The organism is Vitreoscilla massiliensis, from assembly GCF_001457815.1.
Classification (GTDB): Bacteria; Pseudomonadota; Gammaproteobacteria; order Burkholderiales; family Neisseriaceae; genus Vitreoscilla; species Vitreoscilla massiliensis.
In genome coordinates, this window is sequence record NZ_LN898221.1 from 952,133 (window position 1) to 971,865 (window position 19,733).

At 50.0% G+C, this 19,733-nt stretch carries 19 protein-coding genes; 5 read left to right on the plus strand and 14 right to left on the minus strand.

Going from position 1 to position 19,733, the window contains the following annotated elements; genetic code table 11:
- Positions 1-383: 383 nt before the first annotated feature.
- The 4 genes from BN3003_RS16035 to BN3003_RS16050 all read left to right on the plus strand — a co-directional run bounded on the left by BN3003_RS16035 (position 384) and on the right by BN3003_RS16050 (position 4,679).
- On the plus strand, positions 384-1,145 hold the full coding sequence (locus BN3003_RS16035) for a gamma-glutamyl-gamma-aminobutyrate hydrolase family protein (RefSeq protein ID WP_058357622.1): 762 nt from the start codon (positions 384-386) through the stop codon (positions 1,143-1,145).
- 75 nt (positions 1,146-1,220) lie between these two features.
- Positions 1,221-2,555 (plus strand): glutamine synthetase family protein, encoded by a 1,335-nt coding sequence (locus BN3003_RS16040; protein ID WP_058357623.1) that lies wholly within the window; start codon positions 1,221-1,223, stop codon positions 2,553-2,555.
- Positions 2,556-2,612: 57 nt separating this feature from the next.
- Positions 2,613-3,983: an aspartate aminotransferase family protein gene (locus BN3003_RS16045; protein ID WP_058357624.1), complete on the plus strand. Its 1,371-nt coding sequence runs from the start codon at positions 2,613-2,615 to the stop codon at positions 3,981-3,983.
- 255 nt (positions 3,984-4,238) lie between these two features.
- A complete protein-coding gene (locus BN3003_RS16050; RefSeq protein ID WP_058357625.1) occupies positions 4,239-4,679 on the plus strand; it encodes a MarR family winged helix-turn-helix transcriptional regulator in 441 nt (146 codons plus the stop codon).
- A 117-nt stretch (positions 4,680-4,796) separates the two neighbouring features.
- Here BN3003_RS16050 and BN3003_RS16055 read toward each other — a convergent pair whose 3' ends face one another.
- The 14 genes from BN3003_RS16055 to gatC form a co-directional block, all read right to left on the minus strand.
- Positions 4,797-4,994, minus strand: coding sequence for a hypothetical protein (locus BN3003_RS16055; RefSeq protein ID WP_058357626.1), 198 nt, complete (start codon positions 4,992-4,994; stop codon positions 4,797-4,799).
- 109 nt (positions 4,995-5,103) lie between these two features.
- Positions 5,104-6,177: a hypothetical protein gene (locus BN3003_RS16060; RefSeq protein ID WP_058357627.1), complete on the minus strand. Its 1,074-nt coding sequence runs from the start codon at positions 6,175-6,177 to the stop codon at positions 5,104-5,106.
- A 254-nt stretch (positions 6,178-6,431) separates the two neighbouring features.
- A complete protein-coding gene (locus BN3003_RS16065; RefSeq protein ID WP_234333109.1) occupies positions 6,432-7,175 on the minus strand; it encodes a hypothetical protein in 744 nt (247 codons plus the stop codon).
- A gap of 183 nt (positions 7,176-7,358) precedes the next feature.
- The gene (locus tag BN3003_RS16070; protein ID WP_058357628.1) at positions 7,359-8,501 is read right to left on the minus strand and encodes an alpha-hydroxy acid oxidase; all 1,143 of its coding nucleotides are present in this window, start codon (positions 8,499-8,501) and stop codon (positions 7,359-7,361) included.
- A 183-nt stretch (positions 8,502-8,684) separates the two neighbouring features.
- Complete coding sequence (locus BN3003_RS16075; protein WP_058357629.1) at positions 8,685-9,113, minus strand: HIT family protein; 429 nt, start codon at positions 9,111-9,113, stop codon at positions 8,685-8,687.
- A 615-nt stretch (positions 9,114-9,728) separates the two neighbouring features.
- On the minus strand, positions 9,729-10,757 hold the full coding sequence (gene gap / locus BN3003_RS16085) for a type I glyceraldehyde-3-phosphate dehydrogenase (RefSeq protein ID WP_058357631.1): 1,029 nt from the start codon (positions 10,755-10,757) through the stop codon (positions 9,729-9,731).
- A gap of 79 nt (positions 10,758-10,836) precedes the next feature.
- On the minus strand, positions 10,837-11,220 hold the full coding sequence (locus tag BN3003_RS16090; RefSeq protein ID WP_058357632.1) for an MAPEG family protein: 384 nt from the start codon (positions 11,218-11,220) through the stop codon (positions 10,837-10,839).
- Between the two features lie 26 nt (positions 11,221-11,246).
- Positions 11,247-12,257: a DNA polymerase III subunit delta gene (holA, locus tag BN3003_RS16095; protein WP_108721564.1), complete on the minus strand. Its 1,011-nt coding sequence runs from the start codon at positions 12,255-12,257 to the stop codon at positions 11,247-11,249.
- Positions 12,258-12,265: 8 nt separating this feature from the next.
- Positions 12,266-12,766: an LPS-assembly lipoprotein LptE gene (locus tag BN3003_RS16100; protein WP_058357634.1), complete on the minus strand. Its 501-nt coding sequence runs from the start codon at positions 12,764-12,766 to the stop codon at positions 12,266-12,268.
- Positions 12,767-12,779: 13 nt separating this feature from the next.
- Positions 12,780-14,207, minus strand: a complete 1,428-nt coding sequence (gene gatB / locus BN3003_RS16105) for an Asp-tRNA(Asn)/Glu-tRNA(Gln) amidotransferase subunit GatB (RefSeq protein ID WP_058357635.1) — start codon at positions 14,205-14,207, stop codon at positions 12,780-12,782.
- 56 nt (positions 14,208-14,263) lie between these two features.
- Positions 14,264-16,180, minus strand: coding sequence for a 3'-5' exonuclease (locus BN3003_RS16110; RefSeq protein WP_058357636.1), 1,917 nt, complete (start codon positions 16,178-16,180; stop codon positions 14,264-14,266).
- Positions 16,181-16,199: 19 nt separating this feature from the next.
- Complete coding sequence (locus BN3003_RS16115; RefSeq protein ID WP_058357637.1) at positions 16,200-16,697, minus strand: metal-dependent hydrolase; 498 nt, start codon at positions 16,695-16,697, stop codon at positions 16,200-16,202.
- A gap of 3 nt (positions 16,698-16,700) precedes the next feature.
- Positions 16,701-18,149, minus strand: a complete 1,449-nt coding sequence (gatA, locus tag BN3003_RS16120) for an Asp-tRNA(Asn)/Glu-tRNA(Gln) amidotransferase subunit GatA (RefSeq protein ID WP_058357638.1) — start codon at positions 18,147-18,149, stop codon at positions 16,701-16,703.
- Positions 18,150-18,166: 17 nt separating this feature from the next.
- Positions 18,167-18,454: an Asp-tRNA(Asn)/Glu-tRNA(Gln) amidotransferase subunit GatC gene (gene gatC, locus BN3003_RS16125; RefSeq protein WP_058357639.1), complete on the minus strand. Its 288-nt coding sequence runs from the start codon at positions 18,452-18,454 to the stop codon at positions 18,167-18,169.
- A gap of 233 nt (positions 18,455-18,687) precedes the next feature.
- Here gatC and BN3003_RS16130 point away from each other — a divergent pair, with 233 nt between their 5' ends.
- Entirely contained in the window at positions 18,688-19,728 is a 1,041-nt protein-coding gene (locus BN3003_RS16130) for a rod shape-determining protein (RefSeq protein ID WP_058357640.1), read from the plus strand.
- Positions 19,729-19,733: the final 5 nt, after the last annotated feature.

Consider the following 19,733-nt stretch of genomic DNA (forward strand, 5'->3'; position numbering starts at 1 on the left):
TATAGTCAAAATTTGGCGTTGATTTGAGAGCGGTTATCTGCTCCTTGTTTGGACGACTGTTAATCCATTCATGGATGTCAAAACCGCCGCTGTTTTTGGTCCGTAAAACTTGCAATCACTTGCTATAGCTTGCTTTCAGCCATGTGCACAAAACCGATTGTAAACTCAAATCCAAAGTCACCGCAAAGTCGCTCATGCTGCAGCGCAGTATAAAAATGGCATAAAAAATATTTTCAAATCCCCCCCTTGCCAAGTCTCAGACGGCATGGGATAGTAGAAAAACACATATATGCCGTGTTTGGTAAGCAAGATGCACCGTATCTTGTAATCCAGCGTTTTTGAAGACCCACGGCGTAGAGGAAAAACAATCTTAGGAGCGCTGAATGCGTAGACCTGTCATTGGCATCCCTTGCGATGTCAAATTCGTCGGCCGCGCCGACTTTCATGCAGTAGGTGAAAAATACATTGCCGCAGTACAAGGTGCCGTAGGCGATGTGGTGTTACTCCCAGCTTGGGGCGATATGGACATACTCAAACGTCTGTTGCCCGGCTTGGATGGCATATTCTTAACCGGTTCTTTGTCTAACGTGAAGCCCAGCCGCTATGGCAGCGAATTGGCCGACCCCAATACCTTATTGGACGAAAAGCGTGACAACACCACCTTGCCATTGATTGAACATGTATTGGAAATCGGCATGCCTTTGTTTGGCGTGTGCCGTGGCTTCCAAGAAATGAACGTAGCCTTGGGCGGTACTTTGTACCAGAAAGTCCAAGAAGTAGCGGGCATGATGGACCACCGCGAACCGGGTGACACCATAGACTCCAACATCTTGTACGCCGATGCCCACACCATCAGTTTGGCCGAAGGCAGTTTGCTACAGCAATGGATGGGCGGCGCCAGCGAAACCATGGTCAATTCTTTGCACCAACAAGGCGTCAAAGACTTGGCTCCACGTTTAACGGCGGAAGCACACGCACCCGATGGCTTGATTGAGGCCTTCCGCGTCACCGACGCCAAAACCTTTGCCTATGCTGTGCAATGGCATCCGGAATGGCTGTACACCGAAAAAGCCGCTTCCATCGCCTTGTTCAAAGCCTTTCACGACGCTTGCGTTGAGTATGCCACGGCGACGGCTGGCCGCTAACGATTTTGTAACCCAAAAGCCTGTAAACAGGCCTTGATTCAAAGGAATCACGCTAATGTAAACCAAGGACGACTTATGTACGACCAAATATTTGATTGGCTCAAAGAAAACCGCATTACTGAAGTTGAATGTATTTTGCCTGACATCACCGGTGTCGCTCGCGGCAAAATCCTCCCCAAAGACAAATTCATCTCCGAACCTGAAATGCGCTTACCCGAAGCGGTATTGCTGCAAACAGTCACCGGTGAATTCCCTGCTGATGAAATGCTGGACTTAACCGACCCTGACATGGAATTGCGCCCAGACCCAGACAGTTTGCGCGTGGTGCCTTGGGCGGTCGATCCGACAGCACAATTGATTTTTGATTGCTTCACACCCGATGGTGCACCAGTGGAAACCGCCCCGCGCAATGTGTTGCGCCGCGTGTTGAAACTGTATGAAGAAATGGGCTACACGCCTGTGGTAGCGCCCGAGATGGAGTTTTACCTCATCTCGCCCAACCCAGACCCAGACATCCCCTTGATTCCACCTGTAGGTCGTACAGGCCGCTCTGAATTTGGTCGCCGCTCGTTTTCGATAGACGCCGTAAATGAATTCGACCCCTTGTTTGAAGAAATCTACGACTATTGCCACGCGCAAAACTTAGAAGTAGATACCTTGATTCATGAGGTGGGCGCGGCACAAATGGAGATTAACTTCTTACATGGCGATGCTTTGGACTTGGCCGACCAAGTGTTCTTGTTCAAGCGCACCGTGCGTGAAGCGGCATTCCACCACAAAATGTACGCCACGTTTATGGCCAAACCGATGGAAGGTGAGCCGGGCAGCGCCATGCACATCCACCAAAGTTTGACCGACAACAAAACCGGCAAGAATGCGTTCAGCAATGACGATGGTTCACCATCAGAATTGTTCTTCTACTTCATCGCTGGCTTGCAAAAATACCTGCCAGAAGCGATGCCGTTTTTTGCGCCTTATGTGAACTCATTCCGTCGCTTGACCAAATACACGGCAGCGCCGACCAATGTGGAATGGGGTTACGACAACCGCACTGTAGGCTTGCGTGTACCGCGTTCTAGCCCCGCTGGTCGCCGTGTGGAAAACCGCTTACCGGGCGTGGATTGCAATCCGTATTTGGTATTGGCCTGTTCTTTGGCCTGTGGCTTATTGGGCATACAGCAAAAATTGCAGCCGACAGCACCAATGACCACCAATGCCTACGAATTGCCGTTCCAATTCCCAGTCACGCCTGAGGAATCCATCGAACGCTTGCGCGAATGCACCGACATTCAAGAAGTATTGGGCAAACGCTTTGTCGACATGTACATCAGCGTCAAAGAAAGCGAAATTTCCGAATACTTCCGTGTCATCAGCCCATGGGAACGCAAGTTCTTGCTGTTACACGTATAAAACCAGATGCACAGACATCAAGCATCAGACAAAACAGATTGATTTAAGGAAGAGAATATGACTCAAACAGCAGCTTCAGTTCAAGACATGGCCCACCACTTACACCCTTTTTCTGACAACAAACAGTTGAAAGAAAGCGGCGTTCGCGTGATTGAAAAAGCCGATGGCATTTACATTTACGACAACCAAGGCAATAAAATTATCGATGGCATGGCCGGTTTGTGGTGTGTGAACATCGGCTACGGTCGCAAAGAGTTGGGTGACATCGCCAAAAACCAAATGGACGAATTGGCTTATTACAACACCTTCTTCAAAACCTCGCATCCAGCGGTGATTAACCTGTCGGCCAAATTGGCCGAAGTGGCACCAGCTGGCTTTAACCATGTGTTTTACACCGGTTCAGGTTCTGAATCGGTAGACTCAATGATGCGCATGGTGCGCCATTACTGGGCATCGGTAGGCAAACCATCTAAAACCATCTTGATTGGTCGTTGGAACGGCTACCACGGCTCTACCATCGGTGGTGCCAGCATGGGCGGCATGAAAGGCATGCACGCACAAGGCGGCTTGCCTATCCCTGGCATTGAGCACATCGAACAGCCTTGGTATTACGGTTTGCACAACGAAGGCGAAACCCCTGAAGAATTTGGTCTGCGCGCTGCCAACTGGTTGGAAGAGCGCATCATTGAAGTGGGTGCCGACAATGTAGCCGCTTTCGTCGGTGAGCCGATTCAAGGCGCGGGTGGCGTCATCATTCCTCCGTCTACTTACTGGCCACGCATCCAAGAAATCTGCCAAAAATACAATATCTTGTTGGTAGCCGATGAAGTGATTTGTGGTTTCGGCCGTACAGGTTCTTGGTTTGGTCATGAAACCTTGGGTTTCAAACCGGACATTTTCACCACGGCCAAAGGCTTGTCTTCTGGCTACTTGCCTATCGGCGCGGTATTCGTCGGCGACAAAGTGGTCGAAGGCATTTTGCAAGGCGGCGAATTCAACCACGGCTTTACTTACGCAGGTCACCCTGTGTCTGCCGCAGTGGCCTTGAAAAACGTGCAAATTTTGCAAGACGAAAAAATCATCCAAAACGTCCACGATGTGACTGGCCCTTACATGCAGCAAAAATGGCGTGAGATGTTGGCACAATTCAAATACGTTGACGATGTGCGCGGTGTTGGCTTGATTCAAGGCTTTACCTTGGTGAAAAACAAAGCCACACGTGAAATGTTCCCGAACGAAGGCGAAACTGGCACGGCTTTGCGCGACATCTTCTTCCGCAACAACTTGATCATGCGCGCTTGTGGCGACCACATCGTGGCTTCGCCTCCATTGACCATCACCAAAGAAGAAATTGATTTGATGTTGGCCACAGCTGAGAAATGCATCCAAGAATTTGAAGCGAACATGGATGCCAAATTGGGCGCCTAAGCCTCGCTAAGTCTTAATAAGCGGCCTGTAAATGTTTACAGGCCGCTTTTGTGTTTGAACTGCGCACTATCTGCAACAAGGTGTGTGCTATCTGGATTTCATAAGCCGAATAAACACACTCACTTACCTGAACATTTTCTGTGTTTGCGCAAGTGAACTCTAAGTTACTTACTGAATCACAATACTTTTCCAGCTTACATTGTTAAAATACGCACTTAAAATTTTATGCACTTTATTTGGTTTTGGTAGCCCATCATGCCCAATACATTGGATTTAAACCGCCACGTTCCCGCTTTGGTCGCCTTCATAGACAACAAACTCTCTGCCCATGGCGCCAAAATATACAAAGAGCTTTTCAACACCTCTTTGACCGAGTTTCGCATCTTGTCGATGCTGGCGGTCGAGCCCAACATCAATGCCCAACGCATCATCGAATTCATCGGTTTAGACAAGGCCGGCGTCAGCCGCACCATCAAGCAATTGCATGAAAAAAACCTGCTCACCGTCGTGCCCGATCCACACGATTTGCGCGCCAATAATTTGTGCCTCACCGACAGCGGCCTCGCCTTGCACGACCAAATCGCCACCGTGTCCAAAGCGCGCGAACAACGGCTGTTGTCCGATTTCAATCACATGGAAATTGAAAACCTGATTTACCTATTGAACAAATTGCACCAAGGTCTGGAACATCTTTAGCATGTGCGCCTGAGCGATTGCAATAGCCTGTTCCATCCATTACTCACACACATAGAATAAAGCGGCCTGTAAACCCAGTATTGGAGTTTACAGGCCGCTTTATTCATGCTCTCAACCTCACAAGCGCATCGCTTCCAGCGCGGCCCATGCCTGCATCAAATCCGCTTCACAGGCTATCTGTTCCATGTCTATTCCTGTTTGCCTCTGAACGGCCAACAAGATGTCCTTGCGGGTTTTACCCAATTGATTCGCCACATGGTTCACACACGAGCGCGCATGCGATGTTCGGTGTGCCAATAACAACTGTTCATTCATCACTTTGCGCTTATGGGAGGAAAACGACATCTTGGCCTCGCTGGTTAACAACGATTTCTAATGCACAGTGCGACTGTTGCCATGCCATGTCCATCGCCCATGTCTTAACTCATGACTTTTTCGGTCGCCGCCAAATAAACCCATCCAACACATAATGCGTCAATTGCGGCAAGGCCAGCAGTGGCACGGCCAGCCACAGCCAATGGGTATCGAGCAGAAATTCATCGCTCAAGTGTTCGCCCCACACCGCCAATTCCCACAGCGTTTCTTCCAGCACCGCCAAACCCAATAACACCGCCACATACACGACCAAGCCTTGCCATGAACACAACTTGCCTAACAAGGTGAATTCACGTGCTTTGCCGCTGATGTCGGTGAAATACACCAAAGCCATATAGGGCACGCCATGCGACACCACATTCAATAAGGTGAAAATCAGCGGATGGTTGAAATAGACGATGCCCACATACCAAGACACATACGTTCCCAGCACAATGAGGTTCTTGGGTAAGTTAAAAATGCGGCCTGTTAACCATTGCCACATTACCCACGCAAGATACACCGCCATAATGGCAAGATACGCAACCGTCAGCACGGGCAATACCGCCAGACTGAACACGCGCACAAACTCATTGTCGACAAACCACACAAATTGCCTATCGGCGCTGATCATCCAATACAGCATCGGGTATAAGGTGGCGCTGTAGATGGCCACGGCATCAATCGCCGTGCCCAGTCTGGTTTTGGTTTCAAAACGCGCATACAGGCGCAGCAAGCCCCATTGCTGCCGAATAAAATGAAACACTGCCACATAGGCCAGCACCGACCAAAACACCGCACTGCCAGCTTGATACAGCAACACACTCGCCAACAAACACAGCAGCGGTATTGCCAACAACAGCCGCCGCTGCCGCGCCCATGCCTGAGGCAACAAATAACTGCGAAAAATCGACGCATACACATGCGCCACATCAATCATCACGATCAAAATCAGCCACGTCCACCACGCATAGCGCATTTCTAATGCAGCCAATTGCGAGTTAAACAGCAGCGCTATGGCCACCACCACAAACGGCGGCAACAGCAACCACAAGTCTTTGCGTGCAGAAGCCACCCATGGCTGCGTTACAGCCGCAGTGTTTGTCGCGGCATGCAGTGCTGGTTGGACTTGATGTAGCGGCATGGCTGTTGGCTCCTTAAAACGGCATCTCAATAACAATATGGGTGTCGCCTTATTCCTGAGTCACTGCGGCGAGCACAGCCTGACAGCGCGAGATGGACAAGAGGTCAGCTGGCTGCCATTCATCAACAGCAGCCATTTTAGAGTAACTCAGTGTGACAGCAAGTGCTTGCGCCTGCCCTGACCCAGCTTAAGTCTTGGCATGAAAGCGCGCAGCAAACAGCGTTAAGCCTTATTTAAGCGGCCTGTAAAACCATTTAAGCCTGTCTTTGGCGCTTTTTGGCCTTCAGCCAACAACGCACCGCCTTCATTTTGCCCGACACTTTTTCTTTGATGGAAAAGAACGGTACCCACGACAAACCGGTTTTCCATGGGCTGGGATAACCATGGAAACACACCAAGATGGCATCTTTGGGCGGTACGCCCGTGCCTTTGCCGCTGGCCAAGGCCGCGTCATAGCCCAACATGGTTGGGGTAGCGATGTCGAGTTTGTAACTGTAAATGCGATTGGGCAGTTCTTGTTGCCATTCTTTCGGTGTGGTAATGCCACTGAGAAAACCTTGGTCGCCCCATTTTTCTGGCACCACGCATTCGTCCATGTGTTGTTGCGGGTTGGCCATAAAGCTGTCCCACACATATTGTTTAATCGAACACGGAATGTACATCAGCGAGGAATTGCATTGGTTTTTGTAAGCCAAGCCCGACAACATGGTGAATTCTTGTGCTTGCAGCAAGGGCGTGATGTCACCAGTGATAACGATGTCGATATCGAAATACAGCAAGTCTTGCTTGCCCAAGACCGGATGGTCGGGATTGAACAATTCGATTTTCGACCACCAGCCAGGAAAATCGTGCAACAACGGCGCGGTTTTGACCCCATCTATGTGAGTGGCATCGGTCAAACACACAGATTCATGGGCTCCAAACTGCTTGTGTATCCACTGTGCATGTTGGGTAGTGAATTTTTTGCTTTGCTTTAACACGGTTACGATCAGCGCCACACAGCCTCTTTTCGGGAATAAAATTGCACAGCCAACATCATGACAGGCAATGAAATAAACAATTGCATTAATTTTACCCGAATCTCATTTTTTACTCTATGTTCGCCCCCAAATGTTTACAGGCCGCTGTAGCGGCCTGTAAACATGAGTGCTTAATGATGGTTATGAATGTTGACGCATTGCTTAGCGCAACACACTCGCATCCACTTGCTCGATTTGGGTTTTGCCACACAAAGCCATGGTGGTATCAAGTTCTTTTTGCAAGATTTGCAACACGCGGGTGACACCGTCTTCGCCATACGCGCCCAAGCCATAATTGTACGCACGACCAATGAGCACGCCTTTGGCGCCCAAGGCCAAGGCTTTGAGGATGTCTTGGCCTGAACGTATGCCGCTGTCCAGCCACACCTCAGTGTTTTGCCCCACCGCCGCCACGATTTCTGGCAATACCGAAATCGTCGACGGTGCGCCGTCCAATTGGCGTCCACCGTGATTCGACACCACAATGGCATCGGCACCTGCCACCACCGCGGCGCGCGCATCGTCCACTTCCATGATGCCTTTGATGACCAATTTGCCGCCCCATTGTTGTTTCACCCACGCCACATCGTCCCACGACAATTGCGGGTCGAACTGCTCCGCTGTCCACACCGACAAAGAACCAGTATCGCTGATGCCGCTGACGTGACCGACGATATTACCCAATTGATGGCGCTTGGTTTGCGACATTTGGTAACACCATGTTGGTTTGGTCAACAGATTCAACACGGTTTTGACAGTCGGTTTCGGCGGCGTTGACAAGCCATTTTTGATGTCTTTGTGGCGTTGGCCCATGATTTGCAAATCGGCGGTCAAAATCAAGGCCGAGCAACCGACTTTTTTGGCTCGGTCTATCAAACGCTGCATAAATTCGCGGTCGCGCATCATATACAGCTGAAACCACAACGGCCGACTGGCACAAGGCGCGACGTCTTCCAATGAACACACGCTCATGGTCGACAAGATAAACGGCACCCCATAACGCGTGGCGGCGCGCGCGGCCAACATCTCACCATCGGCGTGTTGCATGCCAGCCAAACCAGTCGGTGCCAAAGCCACTGGCAAGACCACTTGTTCGCCAAGCATGGTGGTTTGCTGTGAGCGCCCACTCATGTCGACCAACACTTTTTGGCGCAATAACAGTGTTTGGAAATCGGCCTCGTTGCGGTGGTAAGTGCCTTCGGTATACGAACCTGAGTCGACATAATCGACAAACATTTTCGGCACACGGCGGCGGTAAACGCGGCGCATGTCGGCGATACAGGTAATGTGATTGAGATTTTTCATATTCTTCTTGAGTGTCGTTAATTCATTAAAAAAGCGGCCTGTAAGCCATTACAGTACGCTTTTTTAAGGCATTTGTTAATGTGTGCTCAATACCCACACTCACACACTCTACCAAAGATTATGGGCACACCTGCCACCATTTTTAATGAAGATGGCAGCAACACCCATATTCTTGGCAATAAATCACGCAAATTCAGCCGCTACCGCAACTTTAATTTTCTCAGCCAAGGCTTTGATTTTGTCCATATCGCCCATTTCGGCCGCGTGTTTGCCCAAGTGGTGGATGTGGGTAGGGATCAAATGAAAATGCACGTGTGGCACGGTTTGGCCAGCTGCTTCGCCGCTCAATTGCATCAACACGATGCCTTCCACATTCAGCGCCGCTTTCAAGCCGCGCGCCACTTTTTGCACCGCTTGTATGGTGGTGGCAGCAGCATCTGCAGGCAAATCAAGCAAAGTCACCGCCGGTGTTTTCGGAATCACCAGCACATGGCCGTCGGCCTGCGGCATGATGTCCATAAACGCCAGCACATTCTCGTCTTCATGCACTTTAAAAGCGGGAATCTCACCGCGCAAAATCTTGGCAAAAATATTGTCGTTATCGTAAGCCATGTTCTTCCTTTTCAATTCAAAACAATTGGTGCCGCCACCATAGCAAGGCTAAGCCACAGCGGCAAGCCTAAACAAGATGAATTCCGTTTTATGCGGCCTGTAAACCGAATTGATGACTTCATAAACCTGAATGTAAACACCGAGTTTGGATAAGAAGCAGCTGATGTTTTCTATCACAACTAACAGTGGTTTGTGTCTCTGTATCAGCATTGGCAGGCCGCATACACAAGATACTTACTCATCCATTTGCTGATTCAACACAATCATAATTGAATGGATTAGCGCCACTGTCATCACGCATGCGCACACTTTGTAACCTGCAAGTGTCGCAGCAATACACCCTAGCACCGTCGCATCATATATTTTCAGTGACTGAGCAAACCACCGTTCCCAAGTATCAATAAGCGGCCTGTAAAGATTAAAAAACATTTACAGGCCGCTTAAAACTTAGCTGATGACTTAATCTAAAGCAAACGATGCGCAGCAACACACCGCGAAACGCAATACCCTTTCAGCCCTTGTGACCCAATACAATAGCCACAAACAGCGCACTCACGCCAAAAAAAACAGCCAGCATCACAGCTGGCTGTTTTCTATCTAGTAAGCTACTAAGGCTTATTTCAATTCAATCACGCTCTCGCCGAACATGGCAGCAGCAGTGCGCAACATTTGGCAGCTAAAGCCCCATTCGTTGTCGTACCAAGCCAAGACTTTGACCATATTGCCGTTAGACACTTTGGTCAAGGTTGAGTCGAAAGTAGAACCTTCGGTGGTGTGGTTGAAGTCGGTAGACACCAAAGGCAAGGTGTTGTAACCCAATACGTGTTTCATGCTGCCTTCTGCGGCGGCTTTCACAATCGCATTCACTTCATCCACAGAAGTATCGCGGCCGGCTTCAAACGTCAAGTCGACCAAAGACACGTTGATGGTCGGTACGCGCACGGCAAAACCGTCCAATTTGCCATTCAAAGCTGGCAATACCAAGCCCACGGCTTTGGCAGCGCCGGTTTTGGTCGGAATCATGTTTTCAGTGGCAGAACGGGCGCGGCGCAAGTCTTTGTGACGCACATCGGTCAACACTTGGTCGTTGGTGAAGGCGTGGATGGTGGTCATCAAGCCTTTTTCAATCACCAAAGCGTCGTTCAAGGCTTTGGCCACTGGTGCCAAGCAGTTGGTGGTGCAAGACGCGTTAGACACGACAGTCATTTCTGGTTTCAACACATCGTGGTTCACGCCGTAAACAATGGTTGCGTCCACATCGGCGCCACCAGGGGCAGAAATCAATACTTTTTTCGCGCCAGCATCAATGTGCGCTTGGCATTTTTCTTTGGTGGTGAACGCGCCAGTGCATTCCAATACCAAGTCTACCGCCAAGTCTTTCCATGGCAATTCGGCTGGATTGCGGGTAGAGAAAAATGGAATCACATCGCCATTGATGACCAAGGCATTGTCTTGATGAGACACTTCTGCACCGAAGCGACCATGGACGGTATCAAATTTGGTCAAGTGTGCATTGGTCGCCAAGTCGCCAGAAGCATTCACGCCCACCACTTCAAAAACATTGCGCAAATTGTAATCGTAAATGGCACGTAAAACTTGACGGCCGATGCGGCCATAACCGTTGATAGCGACTTTAATGGTCATTAGAAGCGTCCTTATGAAATTAGTATGATAAAACGCCGGCGATTATACCAAAATCGTCGGCGTTTGAGGGTCAAATTGCTTAAATTGCTGCAATAAACAAGGCCACAATGCACAACAAACCGCAGACCCATGCCACAGAGCGGAAGCTGGGCATGTCTTTGATGTATAAAAATATATAAATCAAGCGACTGAGCACAAACAAAGTTGCCCACAGGTTGATGGCCGTTTGCGACGCCTCGCCCGTGGCATGGGCTATGATGACGGCGGCAGCAAACGCTGGAAAAATCTCAAACGAATTTTTCTGCGCCGCATCGGCCCGCTTGGCTTCGCCTTGGGTGCTGTGCAAGAAATCTCGCGGATAATGGTTGTCGTTGCCGCTGAAGCCGCCGACTTTTTTGGAATAATACGCACACAGCCATGGTAAGAACATGGCGATGACCACACACCAATACGCTAAAGTCATATTTATTTCCTTGATTTAAAAGGGTTTCAGGCCGCTTTGCCTTGGCACAAATCCAATAACAATTGCTCGGTGGTTTGCCATGCCACACCCGCCTCTGCGCCTTTGATTTGTCTGTCTATGGCCGCACAAGTTTGCAAAGCCGCCAAGGTGTTTTTCACACCGATGCGGCGCAAAGCACGCTCGGCCCAGAAGTATTTATCGCCCCACAAACGCAGATTGCGGCGTATGGTTTGCTCGCCCTCGCCTTGCGCTTGCATCGCTTTCAAACGCAGCAAAGCGCGCAAATCCTCGCTCACTGCCCACAACAACAACACCGGCTCATCACCCTCGGCCTGTAAACTCGCACACAAGTGCAATACGCGCTGCGCATTGCCCAGCATCCACGACTGCGCCAAGTCAAACACATCAAAGCGCGCCACATCGGCCACCGCTTGCTGTGCTTGTTGCAGGTTGATTTGCCCGCCATCAGGATGGAGCAAGGCCAGCTTGTCGATTTCTTGCTTGGCGGCGAGCAAATTGCCTTCCACGCGTTCGGCCAAGACATCCAAAGCATCGCGATCTATCTGCAAACCTTGTTGCTGCAAACGCCCCGCAATCCACTGCGGCAATTGCTTGGCGCCCACTTCTTTGCATTCCAGCGCCGATGCGGCCTGTAACCATGCTTGAAACCACTTGCTCTTTTGCTGGGTTTTGTCCATGCCTGGCAACACCAATACCGTCACCGTATCGGGTGAAAACTGAGCAGCAGCCTGTAACAAGGCTTCGCCACCCTCTTTGCCCGGTTTGCCCGTCGGAATGTGAATTTCAATCAGCTTGCGCTCAGCAAACAAGCCCATGGACTGCGCCGCTTCTTTGAGCAAAGACCAATCGAAATGCCCTTCCACTTGCAATACTTGCTTGTCGAAATACTCTTGCGCTCGTGCCGCTGCCCGCAGCGCGTCCACCGCTTCGATGCGCAGCAAATCTTCCTCGCCATACACCAAATACGCCGCGGCCAACGGCTGCTTTAAGGCTTTAAACCAAGCAACGTCTTGCATCAATGGCATTATTGGCGCGCCTTCAAATCCGCCGCATTCATCATTGCAATGCGCAAAATCAATTGCGCCGCCGCATCATTGCGCATGTCGCTCCACAAACGCGCCTCTTCGTCTTCTTTACCCAAGACTTCGTTATCGGAATAATCCATGAAGCGGCGTACTTGTACGTGCAAAGGTTCAGAGACTTTCATGCCTTGGTGCTCCACCTGCACCACCACATCCAAAGTCATCAAATACTCGGTCACCGAGCCTTCCAAATTGATGGATTGGGTGCGCTTGTCACCATTGACACTCAACACACGCAAAATGGCTTCCGATTGGGCGGCATCGACCACTTCCACATTTTGACGGCGTTTCAATTCGTATTTCAACGCGTTTTTCATGCTGCTTGCGTCTTCGATGGCCCAACGGTGATAAGGCAAAAGAGTGTCGGTTAAGCCGGTGCCACGCAGTTGAAAACCGCAAGCGCTTAATAACAACAGACAACTGAGCCACAGCCATTTTTTCATGCGTTTGTCCTTTTTAAGCCAATTTGGCTTTCATCAATTCTTGCACTTGCGCAGGGTTGGCCTTGCCGCGGCTGGCCTTCATCACCTGACCGACCAAGGCATTCAAGGCTTTTTCCTTACCGGCTTTGAATTCTTCTACCGATTTTGGATTGGCCGCCAACACTTCTTCGATCATTTTCTCGATGGCGCCCGTGTCATTGATTTGTTGCAAACCATCGCGCTCAATGATGGCTTCGGCACTCAAATCACTGCCCCACAAGGCTTCAAACACTTTTTTCGCCAATTTGCTCGACAAAGTACCGTCGCTGATTTTTTTCACCAAACCGGCCAAACGTTCGGCTGAAATCGGTGATTCGGCCAAGGTCAGTTCTTCACGGTTCAGACTGGCTGCCAATTCACCATTCATCCAGTTCGCCACCAACTTGCCTTCGCCCGACAATTTGGCTGCGGTTTCAAAATAATCGGCCGACAGTTTCGATGTGGTCAACAAACGCGCATCGTAATCGGTAATCGCATATTCAGCCACGAAGCGCTCGGCCATTTCGGCGGGCAATTCTGGCATCGCCGCTTTCACGCGCGCCAATTGCTCATCGGAAATGATGACAGGCAACAAGTCTGGATCAGGGAAATAGCGGTAATCGTGCGCATCTTCTTTCGAGCGCATGGCACGGGTTTCGCCTTTGTCTGGGTCCCACAAACGCGTTTGTTGGATGACTTTGCCACCGTCTTCAATCAATTCGATTTGGCGTTCTACTTCGTAATTGATGGCCGCTTCCAAGAAACGGAAGGAGTTCAGGTTTTTGATTTCACAACGGGTACCAAATGCTTCTTGACCGACAGGACGCACTGACACGTTGGCATCGATGCGGAACGAGCCTTCGGCCATATTGCCGTCACAAATTTCCAACCACGTTACCAAGTCGTGCATGGCTTTGGCATAAGCCACCGCCTCTTGCGCATTGCGCATTTCGGGTTCAGACACCACTTCCAACAAAGGCGTGCCGGCACGGTTTAAGTCGATGCCAGTAAAGCCTTGCACCGCATCGTGTACCGATTTGCCTGCGTCTTCTTCCATGTGCGCACGCGTCACATTGATGGTTTTGACTTCATCGCCAACCACGATGTCCAATTTACCGAATTCCACAATCGGGTAATCCATTTGGCTGATTTGGTAGCCTTTGGGCAAATCAGGATAAAAATAGTTTTTGCGGTCAAAAATATTGGTTTGATTGATGGTGGCTTTCAAAGCCAAGCCCAATTTAATGCCTTTTTCAATCACCGCACGGTTCATCACCGGCAAAGCACCCGGCATGGCCAAATCCACCACCGAAGTGTGGGTATTGGCATCGGCACCAAACGCAGTAGACGCGCCGCTGAAAATTTTCGATTGCGTGTTCATTTGGACATGGATTTCCAGTCCAATTACGGTTTCCCAAGTCATGTTCTTACTCTCTTATGCTGTTTACAGGCGGCCTGTAAACTTGGTATTGCTAAAAATTAATCTGCTGCAACCACTTGCTGTGCAAGCTGTTGTATAAACATTCCTGTGCCCGAACCGGTGACCACCAATGCCCGCTGTGCACGTGTTAAGCCCACGTACAACACCCGTGCATCGGCGCTGATGCGGTCGGCGCTTTTGCCCATTTGCCCCACGCCCATTACCACCACATGCGAAAATTCCAATCCTTTAGAGGAATGCAAAGTCATGATGGCAATGCTGTCGTCTTGTGGCTGATAGGCTTTTTTACTGCGGCCATCCCATAACAATTGGGTAGCGATATGGTGTTCATCTAAGGCCTGCGCCACTTGCTTCGCCTGCTCTTTGGTATAGCTTAAAATTGCTATTTTATTCAAAGCCACACCTTTGCTTTGCCAAGCCTGTATGCACTTCACTGCTTTCATGGCCTCGGCTTGAAAGTCTGCCACTTGATACACCACAGGCACAGGACCTGAAATGCCTGCTGCTTCAGGTGCAATCAAAGGTATGTGGTCTTCATCTTGCACATCTTGGTTTTGCCAATAGCCACTGGCAAACGCAGCGGCAAACGCCAAAATTTCGCGGCTATTACGGTAATTCAAGCGCAAAATCGACGTACGCCCTTGCGCCTTAATGCCCACACTGGACAAGGAGAAATCCAAACCGCCACGACGGTAAATCGCTTGCGCATCGTCGTAAAGCAATAGCAAAGACTCCTCTTCACCATCCAACATTTGCGTCACCACTTGCAACCAAGCGGCCTCAAAATCATGGCCTTCATCTATCAAGATGGCACCATACTGCTGCTGCGGAATGCGGCCATCGGCAACGGCTTGTATCAAAGTCGCCACTTGGCGTTCAAAAACCTGCGCTTCGCCTGCTTGTGTGGCGATGTCATGGTGGCGCAACTGCTCCGCACACCAATCATGAAAATGCAAAGCCTGAACCTTGTCACCCAAGCCTTTGTGCACCATCATGGCGCGCAATTTGGCTGCCAAAGTAACATTAAAACACAAGACCAATATCGGCTTATCCATGCTCACAGCCAAATGCTGACAACGGTAAGCCAAAATCAAGGTTTTGCCTGAGCCTGCCACACCGTGTATCACCCGATGGCCACTGCCCAAATTGCGAGCCAGTTGTTCTTGTTGCATGTCCATCACTTTAATCAGGTCAGGAATGTCCACAATTTTACTGTCTGTAACTGAGTCTAACGTGTTTACAGGCCGCTTATTGGCGTCTGCTGCGGCTTCTTCCTGTGGCTCCGTATCAAACAATTGCCCTTGCAAAGCCACCGTATCAATGCGAATTTCCGGAAACAAATGCCAGCGAACTCGGTCAATTTCGCTCGCACTCAAGGCCTCGCCAAACTGATAAGGAAACATGCCCCACAATTGCTCTTGTATGGTTTCTGCATCCACATCGGCCTGTAAATCTTCTTGGTACAAGACCAAATGGTCAGGCAGCAAGACATCGCGCTTGTCAGTTGGAACAATTTTATGAATATTGGCGCGCTTAATATTGGTAAATACCACGCCAAACCCATAGGCAAATTTAATTTTGCCAGGTTGACTGCCTTCTACCTGTTGCAAAGCCTTGTCTTGGCTCATCGCATTAATGGCTGCAAACCCACATTGTCTGACTTGCTCCAATGGGTGTGCTTCGGTTTTTAAGCCAGTTTTGGTTAGCCGTGTCACATCATTGGGATTAAGGTTTTTAAATTCCTCAAGCTTCCAATCCTTAACCTCCAAAAACAGCAAACCACGGCGCGGATGCAAAATCACAAAATCAGGATAACGGCGTTTCTTACCCACGGGAATGTCATACCAGACCATGCACGCATCGTCCAACTGTGTGCGCAAAATTTCGGCCACGCGTTTTTCGCCTGCCGTCATTTTGTGTTTCACTTGGTTAAAACTGGGTATGAAAATCGCCATTGACCACTTCCCCTGACTGTTATTTGTTTTTATGCGTTTGACGACGCCATTGCCACACTGCTGCTGCCAATAAAGCCAACTCCAAAGCAAACGACCAATGGAGGATAAAATTCAATTGCCACGGTGAGTAGCGGTTGGTGACGACAAACATGGCATACAGTTCATCATGCCATGGTTTGAGCCAGCCTATGTCGCCGACCACGCTGTCCAACACCATGTGCGACATGCCCGCCAAGCCCAATAACACGGCATAAGCAGTCCAAGGTTTGCGCCACACGCCCCAAGCCGCTCCTGCCACCATGCTCACCAGCAGCCACACAATGGGCCAATGGGTAACATACACATGGTGGTGGAACTGCCGCTTGTCCACCCAGTAGAACCACAACATGTCCACATCGGGTAAGGCGCCAAACACCGCACCGCTCAGATACCAGCGCTGCCATGACACCGTTGCCGGTTTCATGCGGATGAATAAAGCGGCCAGTAACAAGCCTGTGGGCGCGTGCGCAATCAGCATGGATTAAGCCGGGGTGCGGGTATGCCAGTCGCTGTTCAATTGCAGTTGGTGCGCCACGTTCAGCAATTTGGCTTCGGCAAAATAATTGCCAAACAATTGCATGCCTATAGGCAAACCGTCTTGGCTAAAGCCAGCCGGCACGCTGATGCCCGGCAAACCGGCCAAATTCAATGAGGTGGTGAAAATATCGCTCAAGTACATTTGCACAGGGTCGGCGCTGTGGCTGCCGATGGCAGGTGCGGCGGTCGGTGCAGCGGGTGCCAAAATCACATCACATTGCTCAAATGCGGCCTGAAAGTCGTTAGACACCAAGCGGCGCAATTGCTGGGCTTTAACGTAATACGCATCGTAATAACCGTGTGACAACACATAAGTGCCAATCATGATGCGGCGTTTCACCTCTTCGCCAAAGCCTTCGGCACGGTTTTTACTGTAAAAATCGTCCAAGCTGCTGAAGCTGTCGGTACGATGACCGTAGCGCACGCCATCAAAACGTGACAAGTTGGCAGAGGCCTCGGCCGAAGCAATCACATAATAAGCCGGAATCACAAATTCGGTTTGTGGCAAGCTAATATCAACCATCACTGCGCCCAATGATTTGAGCAAGGCAATGGTGTTTTGTACCGTAGCAGTCACATCGGCGCTCAGGCCGCCTTCTAAGTATTCCTTAGGCAAACCGACGCGCAAACCGGTCAAAGGCTGGTTCAAATCGCGCAGATAGTCTTCTACCGGACGTTCCAAACTGGTGGAATCGCGTTCATCAAAGCCGGCCATGGTATTGAGCAATAAGGCACAATCTTCGGCGGTTTGGGCAATCGGGCCGGCTTGGTCTAAGCTTGACGCATATGTCACCATGCCGAAACGGCTGATGATGCCATAAGTCGGTTTGATGCCGGTGACGCCGCAATGGGCTGCCGGTTGGCGAATTGAACCACCGGTGTCAGAACCCAAAGCCGCTGGTGCCAAACGCGCGGCCACGGCAGCCGCCACACCGCCACTGGAACCACCGGGTACATGCTTGTGATTCCATGGATTGCGGGTAATGCCAAAATAAGAGCTTTCGCTGGTAGAGCCCATGGCGAATTCGTCCATGTTCACCTTGCCCAAAGTCACCATGCCTTTGTTGCGCAGGTTTTGCACCACGTGGGCGGTATAAGGGGCGACAAAGTTTTCCAACATTTTCGAGCCGCAAGAAGTGACCCAGCCGTCTTGGCAGAAATTGTCTTTGTAGGCGATGGGCACACCGGTGAGCAAACTGCTCATGCCGCTTTGCAAACGTTCGTCTGCCAATTGGGCTTCGTGTAAAGTTTTGTCAGCATCTAAGTGCACATAGGCATTGATGGCGGCATTTTCATTGTGGATGTGTTGCAAATAATCTTGTGCCAACTCAGTGGCAGAAACCTGTTTGCTTTGGAGCAAATCACTGCATGCTTTAACGCTTAATTGTTTCATGTATGTCTTTCACGCGTTTAATCTAAAACCTTAGGCACCAAATACAAGCCGTCCTGTACCAATGGCGCACATTCTTGATAATGCTCACGTTGATTTTCTGCACTCACGCTATCATCACGCAAACGCAAAGCCAATTCATGCGGATGACGCATGGGTTGTACCCCTTCTGTGGGTATCTTTTGCATTTTTGCAATCATGTCAAACACGTTGTTTAATTGATTCTGAGTGGCTTCAAGCTCGGCGTCGCTTAAGGCGAGACGGGACAGTCTTGCGATTTTTTGTACATCACTTGCGGTTAACGCCATGAGGATATCCTTCAATTGCATTTAAATAATACGTTAAACTGGCAGCCAAATGCTTAGCAAGCGGCATAAAGTCAGGTATGATACACGCTTTTGGTTTTAGGCTGCCGTTAGAGGTAAAATTATAACCGATTTTCACCACTGGGTAAGCCTTAGCACTGATGTCGCATCGCAACAAGCGATGCCCACAATCTGAATCAATACGGCCCAATATAAACCTTTTCAGGAAACTTTCGATGTTGCGTTTTTTAACCCGCTTTTTCTCCAATGACCTCGCCATTGACCTTGGTACCGCCAACACTTTGATTTACATTAAAGGCAAAGACATCGTCTTGAATGAGCCTTCAGTGGTGGCAATGCACATCAACCCAAACTCAAACAAAGACGAAACTTTGGCCGTGGGCGCGGATGCTAAAAAAATGCTGGGTCGTACGCCAGGTTCGATTCAAGCCATCCGTCCAATGAAAGACGGCGTGATTGCCGACTTCAATGTGACCGAACGCATGTTGAAAGCCTTTATCCGCAAAGTGAATAACGGCAAATTCTCAGCCCCTCCTCGCATCGTGATTTGTGTGCCTTGTGGCTCTACCCAAGTAGAACGCAAAGCCATCCGCGACTCGGCTTTGGCCGCAGGTGCGTCCAGCGTGAACCTGATTGAAGAACCTATGGCCGCGGCCATTGGCGCGGGTTTGCCGATTGAAGAGCCTACTGGTTCTATGGTGGTGGACATTGGTGGTGGCACCACTGAAGTGGGCGTGGTGTCTTTGAGCGGCTTGGTGTATTCACACTCTATCCGTGTTGGTGGCGATGCGTTTGACGAAGCGATTATCAATTATGTGCGCCGCAACTACGGCATGTTGATTGGTGAAGCCACTGCCGAGCAAATCAAAAAAGAAATCGGTACGGCCTTCCCTGGTACTGAAGTGCGTGAAATCGAAGTCAAAGGCCGCAACTTGGCCGAAGGCATTCCACGTTCATTCACCATCACTTCTAATGAAGTGTTGGAAGCCTTGTCTGAGCCATTGAATCAAATCGTACAGGCCGTTAAAAATGCGTTGGAACAAACCCCACCAGAATTGGGCGGTGACATTGCTGAACGTGGCCCTGTATTGACCGGTGGTGGTGCCTTATTGCGCGACATCGACCGTTTATTGGCCGAAGAAACAGGTTTGCCTGTCAACATCGCCGACGATCCTTTGACTTGCGTGGCACGCGGTTCTGGCATCGCCTTGGACAAAATTGGTAAATTGAATTCCATTTTCGTTGTAAACCCTTAATCTTG